This window comes from Streptomyces sp. Xyl84, assembly GCF_059731885.1.
This window is the reverse complement of sequence record NZ_AP029183.1, coordinates 1,305,090-1,318,526: the sequence shown is the minus strand read 5'-3', so window position 1 is coordinate 1,318,526 and position 13,437 is coordinate 1,305,090. Positions and strand designations below refer to the sequence as shown.

Here is a 13,437-nt window from a genome sequence, read left to right as displayed (position 1 = left end):
TTGGACGGTCCGCGCCGGCCGAGCGGACCATGCAGGCATGAGAATCATCTGCGTCGAAGAACACACGGTCGACCGGGAGATGGCGAAGGCAGCCGCACCCGCCCTGCTGCGGGAAGCGCCTTACATGGGGACTCAGCAGGCCGCGGAGGCTCCCTGGCCGCGGGGCAGCGGCCGTCCGACGGTCGTCTCGATGCGGGAGGCCGACGAGCTGGCCGCCGACCTCGGCGAGGGCCGGATCAAGGCGATGGACGAGCACGGCATCCAGATGCAGGTGGTCTCCTTCGCCACGCCGGCCCAACTCGCCCCGCCTGACCGGGCCGTGGCCCTGACGCGGGCCGCCAACGACCGGCTCGCCGCCGCGATCAGGGCGTATCCGGACCGGCTGAGCGGATTCGCGGTCCTGCCGTGGCAGGATCCGCGGGCGGCGGCCGCCGAACTGGACCGGGCCGTCGGCGAACTGGGCCTGAAGGGAGCGCTCATCGTGGGCCGCCCGGGGGAGACGTTCCTGGACGACCCGCGGTACGCGCCCGTGCTCCACAGGCTCAGCGACCTGCGGGTGCCCCTCTACGTCCACCCGTACCACCCGCTGCCGCAGGTGCAGGAGGCCTACTACGGCGGCTTCTCCCCCGCCGTGAGCACATGGCTCTCACTCGGTGCGTGGGGCTGGCACAACGAGGCCGGCGTGCACGTCCTGCGACTGATCCTCTCCGGAGCCTTCGAGCGGCACCCCGGCCTCCAGGTCGTCAGCGGCCACTGGGGGGAGATGGTCCCGTTCTTCCTTCAGCGCCTCGACGACGCGCTGCCGCCGAGGACGACCGGTCTGCCGGGCACCATCACCGAGATCTACCGCAGTCACGTCTGGGTCACCCCCAGCGGGATCTGGGGGCTGCCGCACTTCCAGTTCGTTCACCAGGTGGTGGGTGCGGACCGGATCATCTGGTCCGTCGACTACCCGTATCTGGCGCTGGACGGCACGCGCGCCTTCCTCGAGGAGCTGCCGGTCAGCCACGAGGACAGGGAGAAGATGACCCACCTGAACGCCGAGAAGCTGTTCGGCCTCTGAGGTTCTCCGTGCGGATCAGGACGGAGGAAGGGGCGAGGCGGGCGCCCGGCCCGCCGCGCCCCCGGCCCGCTCAGACCGCCTGGAGGAAGGGGTAGTCGGTGTAGCCCTCGGCGCCCGGGGAGTAGAACAGCTCCGGACGCGGTGCGTTCTCCGCGTGGCCGCCCTGCCAGCGCTCGACCAGGTCGGGGTTGGCGATGACCGCGCGGCCCACGGCCACCGCGTCGGCGTGCGCCGCCTCGATCAGCGCCACCGCCTCCTCGCGCGTGGTGGGCGAGGAGAAGCCGCTGTTGGCGATCAGCCTGCCGCCGAAGCGGCGGCGCAGTTCCTGGACCAGGTCGCCGGCGGGCTCGCGGTGCAGGACGGAGAGGTACGCCAGGCCCAGCGGACGCAGTCGGTCCATCAGGTGCCCGTAGGTGGCCAGTACGTCGTCCCGGTCGGTCTCGACGGCGTCCTGGATGTTGTGCTCCGGGGAGATCCGCAGCCCGACCCGTCCGGGACCGACGGCCCCGGCCACCGCCGTCACCACCTCGGCGACGAAGCGGGCCCGGTTCTGCGGTGAGCCGCCGTACTCGTCGGTGCGCCGGTTGGCCGCCGGGGACAGGAACTCGTGGAGGAGGTAGCCGTTGGCGCCGTGGATCTCCACGCCGTCCAGGCCCGCCTCCTGGACCGCCCGGCGGGAGGCGGTGACGAAGTCGTCGAGGGCCGCCCGCGCCTCCTCGGCGGTCAGCGCGTGCGGCACCGGGTAGGGCTGCCTGCCCTTCTCCGTGTGCCCTTCGCCGTCGATCGCGACGGCGCTGGGGGCGACGACCCGGCGGCCGCCGTTGACGTCGGGGTGGGTGACCCGGCCGCCGTGCATGACCTGCATCACGATGCGGCCGCCGCGGGCGTGCACCGCCTCGGCCACCCGCCGCCAGCCGGCCACCTGCTCGTCGGTGACGATGCCGGGCTGGCCGACGAAGGCCTGCCCCTCGTGGTTCGGGTACGTGCCCTCGGTGATGATCAGGCCGAGGCTCGCCCGCTGCCGGTAGTGCTCCACCACCAGGTCTCCGGGAACGCCCCCGGCGCCGGACCGCATCCGGGTCAGCGGGGCCATGACGACCCGGTTGGCGAGTTCGAGGTCTCCCAGGGAGACGGGCGTGAAGATGTCCATGTGCGTGGGCAACGGAATGCGCGTGATCAGGATTTCCGGATCCGGCCGACTGCGACGGACATCACTTCCCGATCATGTTCCTCTCCTTGCCGTACGCTCCCGGTGGACGCCGTCGGCTCCGGTACCGGGGCGCCGGCCGCCGGGCCTTGTGTCCGCCGGGTCCCTGCCGGCGACGAGGGCACCGGCTGCCGCGAGGGCGGTCCCGGCCGGCCCGTCGGCCCCGGGGGACGGGCCGTTCACGGCCCAGGGCGCGGCGGCCGGTCCCCGCGAGGGTGGCACTGGCAGTGACAGTCTCCGCAGGAGTGCCGTCGAGGGGGATCTGGCTGGTCCGGGCCGCGCGTCCGAGGCTGGAGGCATGACAACCGCTGAAACCTCGCCGACCGTCGCGCCGGAGCGCTCCGGCTCCGCGTCCGTCCGTATGACGGGCCGTCAAGTCGCCGCTCTGGTGGTGCTCCTGGCGTCGCAGTTCATGATGGCCGCCGACTTCTCCGTTCTGAACGTGGCGCTGCCCGAGGTGGGCACGGCGCTGGGCTTCTCCACCGGCTCCCTGCAGTGGATCACCACGACCTTCGCCCTGTGCGCCGCGGGCTGCACCCTGGTCTTCGGCCGGGTCGGCGACTTCGTGGGACGCCGGCGCATCTTCACCGTCGGCATGCTCGTACTGACCGTGTCCTCCCTGATCGGCGGCCTGGCCGACTCGCCCGCAATGCTGCTGGCCGCCCGTACCCTGCAGGGGCTGTCGACGGCCGCCGTCACGCCCGCCGCGCTCGCCCTGCTCACCACCGCCTTCACCGAGCCCGCCCTGCGCACGCGGGCGCTCGGCCTGAACAGCGTGATGATGAGTTCCGGTTTCAGCGTCGGCGCGATCCTCGGCGGTGTCCTCACGGACGTGTTCTCCTGGCGCTGGGCGTTCTTCATCAACATCCCCGTGGCCCTCGCCGCGATCCTCGTCGTGCCCCTCGTCGTCGACGAGAGCCGCGCCGAGCAGCGCAGCCGTATCGACCTGCCCGGCGCCGTGCTGATCACCCTCGGCCTGTTCGCCGGGATCTACGGTGTCACCCGCGTCGGTGAGAACGGGCTCGACGCGGCGGCCGGTGCCGCCCTGATCGCCGCCGCCGTCCTGCTGGGCGCCTTCTGGGCCGTCGAGAGCCGCACGGCCGACGCCCTGGTCCCGGTGCGGGTCCTTAAGCGGCCCGACATCGCCTTCGGCAACCTTGCGGCCCTGTTCATCTTCGGCGGCGAGACCGCGTTGATCTTCTTCACCGGTCTGTACGTGCAGAACGTGCTGGGTCTGTCGTCCCTGGTGGCCGGTCTGGTCCTGCTCGGCATCGGTGTGGGCCAGATCATCGCGGGCACGGTCGGCCCCCGTCTTCTCCAGCGGGTCCCGCCGCGCACGATGCTCGGCGTCTCCCTGGCCCTCCAGGGCGCGTTCATGCTGCCGGCGCTGTGGGCGAGTGCGGACTCGCGCTGGCTGATCCCGCTGATCGCCACCCAGTTCGTCAACGCGTTCTTCTCCATGACGGCGGCACTGTCCTTCATGGTCATCGCCACCTCCTCCGTCGACACCGACATGCAGGGCATGGCGACCGGTATGGCCACCCAGTCCCAGCAGGTCGGCATCGCCATCGGCATCCCGCTGGTCAGCGCGGTGTTCGCGGCCACCATCGGCCAGGGCACGGTGACCGCCGCCGAGCAGCTGTCCGGCATCCACGTGGCCGTCGGTGTCGACGCGGCGTGCCAGATCGCCGTCGGCCTGCTGCTGTGGGCGGTGCTGCGGCGCAAGGCGGCCGCGCGCGGCTGACGCACCGTCCGCAGGGCGCCACGGCGGATCGTGGCGCCCTGCGGGCCGCTTCGGCGGGGCCCGCGCCCCGGCCGGACGCCGTTGCGTTCGCCGCGTGGGACTTCATAATCGGAAGGGTGGAAGACATCGTGAACACGGACCTCGGCAGCTACCTGCGGCAGATGCGCGAGCGCGTCCGGCCCGAGCAGCGGGGGCTGCGCAGCGGCGGCGCCCGGCGCGTCCCGGGCCTGCGGCGTGAGGAAGTGGCTGCGCTCGCCGGTGTCAGCCAGACCTACTACACCCGGCTCGAACAGTCGCAGACCGCGCACGCCTCCCCGCAGGTCCTGCTGTCCATCGCCCGCGCGCTGGACCTCGGCCCCGACGAGCGGGACTACCTGCTCAAGATCGGTACGCCGGTTCAGGACCCGCAGGCGGCGGCGCCCTGCGGCGACCAGGTCAGCCCGTCCACGCGGATGCTGGTGGAGTCGCTCGGCACCGTGGCGGCGGCGGTGCTGAACTACCGCTGCGACATCCTCACCTGGAACCCGCTGTTCCACAAACTGTTCGCGCCGCACCTCGGCTTCGACGCGCCCGACCGTCCGGGGCAGCGCCCCAACATCATCAAGATGAACTTCCTCGACGAGGACGTCCGCGCGCTGTACACGGACTGGGCCACGGAGTCCGAGTCGAACGTGACGTATCTGCGCTACATCTCCGGAAACCACCGGCACGACCCGCAGCTCGCCGAGCTGATCGGCGAACTGACGATACAGAGCGAGGAGTTCGCCGCGCTGTGGTGCCGTCAGCGGGTGGCCAACTGCATCGAGGGCACCAAGCTCTTCGACCATCCGGTGGTGGGCGAGCTGGAGTTGATGTACCAGTCCGCCGACCTCCAGGACGGCAACATCCTGAAGTTCTACCACGCGGAACCCGACTCCCCGCACGAGGCGGCCCTGCGGCTGCTCACGGTGGACCTGGACCGGGTGCACCACCGCTGAGCCGCGGGCGGGCCGGCGGGCACCGGGCGGACGGACGTCCGCCGGCACGGGTGCGCCGGCACATGTGAGAGGGGGCGGTGCCCCGGCCGTGGAAGGCCGGGGCACCGCCCCCTCTCGTGCCGCGGGCCGGCTACGTCCGCCGCAGGGCCGTCACGCCCCAGGTGAAGCCCGAGCCCGCCGTCGCCACGATCACCAGGTCACCCGGTCCGATCCGGCCGTCCCGTTCCAGCTCCTCCAGGGCGGCCAGCGGGTCCGCGCCGCCGAGGTGGCCGTCGAGGCCGTACTGGAACACGCTCCGCGAGGCGTCCACGCCGAGTGCGGCCAGGTAGTCGCGGTGGGTCTCCTGGTTGCCATGGGTGACCAGGAAGTACGCCACGTCCGCGACCTGGCGCCCGATGTCCTTCAGGACCCGGTGCGTCAGGGTGGTGAAGTTGTCGAGGAACGCCTCGCCGAGCCCGTCGAGCTTGTCGCCCCGCTCGACCTTGACCTCGCCGTCCTTGAGCTGCCCGTAGTACGCGTCCACCCAGCGCGGGTCGGTGTGGTGGGCGGCGCCGAGCACGTCGTAGGCGGTGTGCGCGGGGTCGGCGGTCAGCAGGACGGCGGCGGCCCCGTCGGCGAAGTTGAACAGTTCGACGTAGCCGGTGCCGTACTCGACCAGTTCACTGAGCCGGTCCGCGACGACGACCAGGGCGTACTTGTGGGTGCCCGCCCGCACCTGGTCGTCGGCGAGTTTGACGGCCACCATGCCCGCGTTGCAGAAGTTGGAGACCTCGTAGCAGTGCGCGTCGGTGATCCCCAGCTCCTGCGCGATCTTCGCCGCGGGCGACCAGAAGGGGGTGCCCCACTCGCTGGAGCCCGCGTACAGGACGAGGCCGATCTCCTCGGGCCGCACCGGATTGCGCTCCAGGAGCCGGGCCGCGGCGGCGCGGCCCAGGCCCCAGGAGGTCTCGCCCTCGGCCAGCACCGAGAACTTCCCCGACGGCAGGACCCGTTCCAGTTTCGCGAGGTCCACCCCGGAGGCCCGGGCGACCTCGTCGACGCTTCGTTTTCCACCGGGCATGGACAGCGCGTAGTCGGCTATTCCCACGGTCTTCTCCCACCTGCGGTTCGGTCAGACGTATTCGACGACGGCGTGCGGCACATAGGGCGCCTCCAGCCGTTCCGTCTCGGTGCCGTCGAGCACCAGGTCAAGCGCCGCGACCGCGTCCCGCAGGTGATGCGGGGCGGTCGCGCCGACGACGGGGGCGGTGACCGCCGGCCGGCTCAGCAGCCAGGCCAGGGCCACCTGCGCCATGGGCACGCCCCGTTCGGCGGCGATGTCGGCGACCACGCGCGCGACCGCGCGGTCGGCCTGCTCCGTGGGCCCGTAGAACCGCTCCTGGACCGGGTCGCCGGCGGTGCGGGCCGATGCGGTGTCCCAGTCCCGGGCGAGCCGCCCCCGGGCCAGCGGACTCCACGGGGTGACGCCGACGCCCTCGGCCAGGCAGTACGGCAGCATCTCCCGTTCTTCCTCGCGGTTGATCAGGTTGTAGTGGTTCTGCATGCTCACGAACCGCGTCCAGCCGTGCAGTTCGGCCACGTACTGCGCCCTGACGAACTGCCAGGTGTGCATGGAGGAGGCGCCGAGGTAGCGGACCTTGCCCGCGCGCACCACGTCGTGCAGGGCCTCCATCGTCTCCTCGACGGGTGTCTCGGGGTCCCAGCGGTGCACGATGTACAGGTCGATGTAGTCGGTGCCCAGCCGGCGCAGGCTCGCGTCCACCTCGCGCATGATCGCCGAGCGGGACAGGCCGCCGGACAGCGGGCTGTCGGTGAGCTTCTCGTACACCTTGGTGGCGATGACGACGTCCTCGCGCCGGGTCAGTCTGCGCACCGCCCGGCCCAGGAACTCCTCACTGGTGCCGAGGGAGTAGATGTTGGCGGTGTCGAAGAAGTTGATGCCGAGGTCGAGGGCCTGGGCGACGAAGGGCAGGCTCTCGGTCTCGGGCAGCGACCACGGGTGGGTGCCGAGCCCGGGTTCGCCGTAGCTCATGCAGCCCAGCGCCAGCCGGGACACCTTCAGGCCGGACGAGCCCAGCCGCACGTACTGCAACGTCGTTCCTCTCGGGTCGTTCCGTGCCGGGCGGTCAGTTCGTGACCTGCTCGCGCACCTCGGTCAGGCGTCCCCAGGAGGCGATGCCCTCGTCCAGCGGGATGTCCAGGCTGGCCAGGTACATGGCGGTCATGGCGCTGTGGCCGGCCAGGTGGGTGACCTCGGCGATCTCGTTCTGCGAGTAGTGCTCCCGCAGGGCGCGGAACGCCTCCTCGCTCGCCCTGTGGTCGACCATGCAGTCGGTGACGTAGCGGACGAGGGCCGCGCGGGAGGCCGGCATCTCGTCGTAGCGGCCCTCCTCGATCGCCCGGATCTCGGCGTCGTCCAGGCCCGCCTTCTTCGCGAGCGGGTAGTGCAGCAGCCGCTCGAACTCGCTGTCGCGCAGCTTCGCCACGCGCAGCACGATCACCTCGCGGTCCAGCAGGCCGAGCAGGCCGACGGTGAAGGTGGCGCCGAGCGCGAGGTGCGCGGCGGCCGAGTCCTTGGTCAGCAGCAGCGCCCGGGTCAGGTTGGACTGGAACTTCTCGTACACCGCGCGCTGTTCGGGGGTCATGTCGGCGACTTCGGTGAGGGTGACGCGGGGGGCCATGGTGATCTCCTCGGAGGATGGTGCGGACGGTCGGGGACCGGACTCGGGTGGTCGTGGCGGCGGCCCGTCGGGGCCGCCGGTCTCAGGTGGTCGTGGCGGGCGGCCCGGCGGGGGCCGCCGGACTCAGGTGTCGTGGCGGCGCCCGTCGGGGGCCGCCGGGTTCATGCCGGTACGGCGGTCAGGGGTGCGGTGGTGGTGCGCGTGTGGCGGGCCAGTGCCCGGGTCAGCGTGCGCGCGTCGGAGACGGGGTCCCCGCCCAGGGCGACGACGGTGTCGAGGTGGCCGTCGGGGCGTACCACCAGGGCCTGGGCGGCGCGGCCGAGCTTGCCCAGGAGCAGGCCGGGCGGGCGGCCGCCCAGGTCGGTGAGGAGGACGCCGTCCACCTCCGCGCGCAGGGCGTCCACGGTCCGCGTCCACTGCTCGTGGCGGTACTGGAGCCCGGGCCACAGCAGGACCGTGAAGCGGTCCACGGCGAGGACGGGTTCGGTGCTGGTGGCGCGCCAGCCCAGCGGCAGCCGCTCCCCCGGCACCAGGGTGCCGCGCCGGGGCCGGGGACCGTAGTGGGTGTCGAGCTGGGCGAGCCGGGGCGCCAGGACCCGCTCCAGGGCGCCGGTCGCGGTGCCGAGGCGGTACAGGGCGTCGCGGGCCAGGATGCGGCGCCGGGTGGAGTACAGACCGATGCGGGCGAGCCGGGTGGACAGGCCGGCCACCTCGTCGACCGCGGGGCGGCGCTCGGTGTCGTAGCTGTCCAGCAGGTCGGGACGGTAGTCGCCGCGCACCACGCCGGCCAGCTTCCAGCCCAGGTTGACGGCGTCCTGGATGCCGGTGTTCAGGCCCTGCGCCCCGGACGGGCTCATGGCGTGCGCGGAGTCCCCGGCGAGGAAGACCCGGCCGCGCCGGTAGCTGCTCGCCGAGCGGACGTGTGCGGTGAAGACGCCGCTGAACCGCATGTCCCCGAGCCGGCGCGCGCCGGGCACCCGCTCGGCCAGCAGCCGTTCGAAGAAGGCGCGGTCGGGGGTGTCGCCGGTGTAGTCGTCGGGGACGCTGGCGCCGACCCGGAACACCCCGTCGCCCAGCGGCGCCAGCACCATGTTGCCGGACCGGGTCAGGTAGTACGCGGCCTCGCTGCTGGTGGTCTCGCCGAGGATCTCCGCGTCGGTGATGGCGAGCCGGGTGCGCAGGGTGCGGCCCGCGAACCGGAAGCCGAAGGCGTCGCGGACGGTGCTGCCGTAGCCGTCGACGCCGACGACGTAGTCGTAGCCGCGGGTCTCGGTACGGCCGTCGGGCAGGCGCAGCCGGCAGGTGACGCCGTGCGCGTCCTGGGTGCCGTCGAGGAAGGTGGTGTCGTAGGCGATGGTTCCGCCCAGTGCGGTCAGGTGCTCTTCGAGGATCGCCTCGGTGCGCCACTGCGGGATGGTGATGGCGAACGGATAGCCGACGCCCCGCAGCCGGTCGAACCGGACCAGGCCGATCATCTTCTTCTCGGAGTAGTAGTTCATCTGGTCGAAGTAGTGACCGTTGTCGACCAGTTTCCGGCCCACTCCGACGCGGTCCAGGAGTTCCAGGACCCGGGGCCACAGGATGGTGGCGCGGGAGTGCGGGCTCTGTCTGCGGAGCTTGGAGATGACGTCGGCGCCGATCCCGTGTGCCAGCAGCTCGCCGGCGAGCACCATCCCGACCGGGCCTGCCCCCACGACGAGGACGCGCGGCCGCTGCATGTCAGCCACCCCCGGTCAGGCGCCGAGCGGGCGGAGCCGGTGGACGGAGGGCGGGCGGACGAAGGCGCCGTCGGTGGCCGCGAGGAAGGCGGCGACGTACTCCTGCTTCATGTGCAGGTCGATGGCGGCCTGGTCGGCCCACTCCTCCACCAGCACGATCACGTGGTCGTGCTCGGCGGACCGGAAGGCGTCGAACCGCAGCGCGCCCTCCTCCTCGCGGGTCTCGGCGCACAGCCGCGCGAAGGCGTCCGCGGTCTGCTCCGTCCGGTCCGGTACGACGTCGAAGAGGACGGTGATCTCGATGCTCATGCGGGGGTCACTTCCTGGGCGGTGAGGTCGTCGAGGGCGACGGGGGTCAGGGGTTCGCGGGAGCGGCCGGGTCCGGCGCACTCCTCGGGGGCGGCGTTCCAGTGGCGCAGGACGAGGCGGGGACGGCCGGACGGGGTCCACTCGGCGTCCACGCAGAGCGCGTGGCAGGTGCCGACCAGTGCGCGGGGGGCTTCGGCCCGGTCCGCGAGCAGGGCCCGGGTCAGCAGGTTCAGGACGCCGCCGTGGGCCACCACCAGCAGCCGTCCGGCCCCGCGGTGCGCGGTGAGGATGCCGGCCAGCGCGCCGCCGAAGCGGGCCAGGGCGGTGTGTCCGCTCTCGCCGCCCGGCGGCGTGTACCCCGGATCGGTCAGCAGCCGCCGCATCGTGGCCGGGCGGCGCCGGGCGAACTCGGCACGGTCCAGGCCGTCGAGTGCGCCGAGGTGGCGTTCGCGCAGGCCGTCGGCGCGGTGGTGGGGCACGTCGAGCCGGCCGGCGGCGTACGCGGCGGTCTGCGCCGCCCGGGACAGCGGCGAGGAGTACACCGCCGCCCAGCCGTCCGGCGGCAGCGACCGTGCGGCCCGCTGTGCCTGCCGTACCCCCTCGTCGTTGAGCGGGGCGTCGGTCTGCGCCTGGAACCGGCCGGCCGCGTTGAGTGCGGTCTCTCCGTGCCGGAGCAGGACCACGCGCACGGGCTCAGGCGGCGGTCGGGCCGGCGGCGGCGGGAGCGCCGAGGGCCTCGACCACGCGGGCGGCCTCGTCGACGCTCTGCCCGGAGGTGAGCACGCCCTCCGATATGGAGACGCCGAGCCGCTTCTCCAGGATCAGGGACATCTCCAGCAGGGCCAGCGAGTCCACGGCCAGGTCGTCGAAGACCGTGTCCGGGGAGACCTCTTCGGCCGGGATGTCGAACTTGCCGGTGAGGATGTCGATGATCATCGTGGTCACGGAGCCGGTCATGATTCACCTTTCGTGGTGCAGGGGCGGGGGCTGGGCGAAGTGCGGGTGTGCAGGAGGGTGTGCCGGTGGGTCCGCCGGAGGGTGTGCAGGGGGCTGCCGGCGGTGGTGGGTGGGCCGGCCGGTGTGCCGGTGGGGGGCCGCGCCGGGATCAGCCGGCCGGCAGGTCCGGCCAGGTCAGTGTGGCCGAGCCCCAGGTGGCGCCGCCGCCGAAGGCGGTCAGCAGGACCCGGTGTCCGGCGCGCAGGGTGCCGTCGGCCAGGCCGTCGGCGAGGGCGAGCGGGACGGAGGCGGCCGACGTGTTGCCGACGTGCTCGATGTTCGTCACCGCGCGGTCCGGCGGCAGCCCGAGCTGTTCGGCCACGGCGTGGATGATGCGCGTGTTGGCCTGGTGGGCCACGAGCCGGTCCACCTGCGCGACCTGCCAGCCCGTGCGCTCCAGGACGGTGCGCGAGGACTGGGCCATGCGGCGCACCGCGGCGAAGAAGACGGACTTGCCGTCCATGCGGAAGTACCGGTCCTCGGGCCGGGGCGTGCCGCCCCGGGAGCGCTCCTCGGCGCCTCCGCCCCGGACGGTGATCAGGTCGGCCAGTGAGCCGTCGCTGCCCAGGTCGACGTCCAGCACGGCGCCGGGCTCGTCGCGGGTCCCGGACCGCAGCAGGACCGCGCCGGCCCCGTCCCCGAAGATGACGGAGGTGGTGCGGTCCTCGGGGTCCAGGATGGTGCTGAAGGACTCCGCGCCGATCACCAGGACCCGTCCGGCGAAACCGGCGGTCACGGCGGCGGCGCCGGCCTGGAGCGCGTAGAGGAACCCGGAGCACACGGCGGCCACGTCGAAGGCCGGTACCCCGGTCAGGCCCAGGCGGTCGGCGACGGCCGGCGCAGTGGCCGGGCAGGGACGGTCGGGCGTGGTGGTGGCGACGATCACCAGGTCGGCGCCGTCCGCACCGGCGTTCTTCAGGGCGCGCCGGCCGGCTTCGACGGCCAGGTCGCCCGTGCTGGTGCCCGGGTCGACGACATGGCGCGTGGCGATGCCGGTGCGGGTCCGGATCCAGTGGTCGGAGGTGTCCAGGTGCCGGGCGAGGTCGTCGTTGGTCACGATCCTGGGCGGTACGTGTCCGCCCACACCGGCGATCACTGCTGCTCGGGTCATGCCGCCGCACGCCCCTCGGGAAGCCGGTGGGCGACCGCCGACCGCACCTGGAGCCCGGCGAGTTCACCCGCCACGGTCAGGGTGCGCCAGGTGCCGTCCGCCTTCTGCAGCAGGCCGGCGTCGTCCAGGCGGGTGGTCACCGGGACCCGGCGGCCGGGGCGGTCCGGGCGGGAGGCGGTGAGCACGGTCTGCCGCATCCACAGGGTGTTGCTGTCCTGCCGGCGCATGCCGTCCAGGTCGTACAGCATGATCTGGGCGAGCTGGAGGGCGGTGACGAAGGCGTCGATCATCGACACCGACGGCTGGTACGCGCCTTCGAGCCCGGCGGCCGGCACCGGGGCGCCGTCCTCGTGGACGACGGTCAGCGCGGCCTCGGCCCGCAGCGCCCGGTGGTCCACCCGCACGTCGTGGATCAACTGGCGCCGGGTGGTGAACCCGGTGCCGAAGTAGCGGTCCGCGGCCGGTCCGAGCAGTTCGTCCAGGCCCGCGTGGGTGCCCGCGCGGGGCGCGGCCGCGACCGGCGCGTGCTCGATCTCGCAGCGCACCCGCATGGTGCCGATCGCGCAGTCCACCACCGACACCACGCGCGCGGGATCACCGGCGGCCGGGTCGGTGCCGCGCAGCGTCGCCCGGGCCGGCAGCCCGGCCAGGTCCTCCTGCGGGCTGCTGCCGGCCGCCATCCGCACCCTGCGCAGCCAGGCGCCGCGCAGGTCGGTGCCGGGGCCGCGCAGGCAGGCCTCGGCCAGCTGGGCGGCGACGACGAGGCCGTCGACGGTGCTGAAGTGGGGGCGCAGGTCGGTGCCGGCCGCCTTCTTCGACCAGTCGGACGGGTAGCGCACGCCCACCGAGGAGCGCGCCTGGACCGTGCCGTCCGCGACGGCGAGCGCGACCTCGCCGATGTCGTAGCCGACCCGGCGGAAGCCGCGGCCGAAGAAGCGCCGCTCGGCGGGGCCGAGGTGGTCGTCGACGGACATCGGCACGGCCGGTGCCGAAGTCGCGGCCGCCGGCGCGATGGGGGTCGGAGTCGGGGTCATCGGTGCTCCGTTCGTCGGGAAGGGGCGAGCCGGGGCGGCGGGGCGGTCGCCGGGCGGAGTCCCGGCCGGCGGGCGCCGCCGCGCCGGACCGCACAGGTGAGACGTGCCGTGCAGGTGCGGTGGCCGAGGTCGTCGGTGAGGACGATCTCGTACGAGGCGGTGGTCTGCCGCTCGTCGAGGGGCCGGCACACCCCGGTGACGGTCCCCGAGGAGACCCACCGGTGGTGCGTGCAGGAGAGGTCGACGCCGACCGCGTTCCCGCCGGGTCCGGCGTGCAGGAACGCGGCGACGGAACCCAGTGTCTCCGCGAACACCGCATTCGCCCCGCCGTGCAGAATTCCCAGCGGCTGGCGATTTCCGGAAACCGGCATGGTGCCCACGACGATTCCCGGTTCGCATCGGATTATCTCTATGCCCATCTGCCGGGTGAGTTGTTCTCCCGCGTATGAGCCGTCGACCCTTATGGGCCCGAGCATCATGTTCGGCATTGGTCTCCGTCTTTTTCCGCGGCCCGCACCGGCGGACCGACAGGAGTCAAACACGAGGACCCGACCGCCATAAGGGGCATGGCCTGTTGCTGCCATTCCGGTGGTAAGT

14 protein-coding genes are annotated in these 13,437 nt (G+C 72.9%); 3 read left to right on the top strand and 11 right to left on the bottom strand.

The genetic code is table 11. The features are described 5' to 3' along the window. The first annotated feature begins 37 nt into the window (after window positions 1-37). On the top strand, window positions 38-1,063 hold the full coding sequence (locus tag AC6I72_RS37150; protein WP_498006158.1) for an amidohydrolase family protein: 1,026 nt from the start codon (window positions 38-40) through the stop codon (window positions 1,061-1,063). Between the two features lie 70 nt (window positions 1,064-1,133). On the opposite strand, the gene AC6I72_RS37145 is transcribed toward AC6I72_RS37150, so the two are convergent. Continuing rightward, the gene (locus AC6I72_RS37145) at window positions 1,134-2,213 is read right to left on the bottom strand and encodes an alkene reductase (protein WP_498006157.1); all 1,080 of its coding nucleotides are present in this window, start codon (window positions 2,211-2,213) and stop codon (window positions 1,134-1,136) included. 355 nt (window positions 2,214-2,568) lie between these two features. Between AC6I72_RS37145 and AC6I72_RS37140 the strand changes: the two genes are divergently transcribed. Then, window positions 2,569-4,014, top strand: coding sequence for an MFS transporter (locus tag AC6I72_RS37140; RefSeq protein WP_498006155.1), 1,446 nt, complete (start codon window positions 2,569-2,571; stop codon window positions 4,012-4,014). Window positions 4,015-4,130: 116 nt separating this feature from the next. Next, a complete protein-coding gene (locus tag AC6I72_RS37135) occupies window positions 4,131-4,991 on the top strand; it encodes a helix-turn-helix transcriptional regulator (RefSeq protein WP_498006153.1) in 861 nt (286 codons plus the stop codon). 130 nt (window positions 4,992-5,121) lie between these two features. On the opposite strand, the gene AC6I72_RS37130 is transcribed toward AC6I72_RS37135, so the two are convergent. From AC6I72_RS37130 to AC6I72_RS37085, 10 genes are all read right to left on the bottom strand, one after another. After that, the gene (locus tag AC6I72_RS37130; protein WP_498006152.1) at window positions 5,122-6,078 is read right to left on the bottom strand and encodes a 3-oxoacyl-ACP synthase III family protein; all 957 of its coding nucleotides are present in this window, start codon (window positions 6,076-6,078) and stop codon (window positions 5,122-5,124) included. Between the two features lie 24 nt (window positions 6,079-6,102). Beyond that, entirely contained in the window at window positions 6,103-7,083 is a 981-nt protein-coding gene (locus tag AC6I72_RS37125; RefSeq protein ID WP_498006151.1) for an aldo/keto reductase, read from the bottom strand. Window positions 7,084-7,117: 34 nt separating this feature from the next. Then, window positions 7,118-7,672, bottom strand: a complete 555-nt coding sequence (locus tag AC6I72_RS37120) for a carboxymuconolactone decarboxylase family protein (protein ID WP_498006150.1) — start codon at window positions 7,670-7,672, stop codon at window positions 7,118-7,120. A gap of 161 nt (window positions 7,673-7,833) precedes the next feature. Next, window positions 7,834-9,390 carry an FAD-dependent monooxygenase gene (locus tag AC6I72_RS37115; protein ID WP_498006149.1) on the bottom strand — a complete coding sequence of 519 codons (1,557 nt, stop codon included), beginning with the start codon at window positions 9,388-9,390 and terminating at the stop codon, window positions 7,834-7,836. A gap of 15 nt (window positions 9,391-9,405) precedes the next feature. After that, window positions 9,406-9,699 (bottom strand): putative quinol monooxygenase, encoded by a 294-nt coding sequence (locus AC6I72_RS37110; protein WP_498006147.1) that lies wholly within the window; start codon window positions 9,697-9,699, stop codon window positions 9,406-9,408. Then, window positions 9,696-10,388: a histidine phosphatase family protein gene (locus tag AC6I72_RS37105; RefSeq protein ID WP_498006145.1), complete on the bottom strand. Its 693-nt coding sequence runs from the start codon at window positions 10,386-10,388 to the stop codon at window positions 9,696-9,698. The genes AC6I72_RS37110 and AC6I72_RS37105 overlap by 4 nt, the downstream gene beginning before the upstream one ends. A 4-nt stretch (window positions 10,389-10,392) precedes the next feature. Continuing rightward, entirely contained in the window at window positions 10,393-10,656 is a 264-nt protein-coding gene (locus AC6I72_RS37100) for an acyl carrier protein (RefSeq protein WP_498006143.1), read from the bottom strand. 148 nt (window positions 10,657-10,804) lie between these two features. After that, a complete protein-coding gene (locus AC6I72_RS37095) occupies window positions 10,805-11,806 on the bottom strand; it encodes a beta-ketoacyl-ACP synthase III (RefSeq protein WP_498006142.1) in 1,002 nt (333 codons plus the stop codon). Further along, window positions 11,803-12,840, bottom strand: a complete 1,038-nt coding sequence (locus AC6I72_RS37090; protein WP_498006140.1) for an AvrD family protein — start codon at window positions 12,838-12,840, stop codon at window positions 11,803-11,805. The genes AC6I72_RS37095 and AC6I72_RS37090 overlap by 4 nt, the downstream gene beginning before the upstream one ends. Further along, window positions 12,837-13,259 (bottom strand): hotdog fold thioesterase, encoded by a 423-nt coding sequence (locus AC6I72_RS37085; protein ID WP_498006139.1) that lies wholly within the window; start codon window positions 13,257-13,259, stop codon window positions 12,837-12,839. Before AC6I72_RS37085 ends, AC6I72_RS37090 begins: the two co-directional genes overlap by 4 nt. Between the last annotated feature and the right edge of the window lie 178 nt (window positions 13,260-13,437).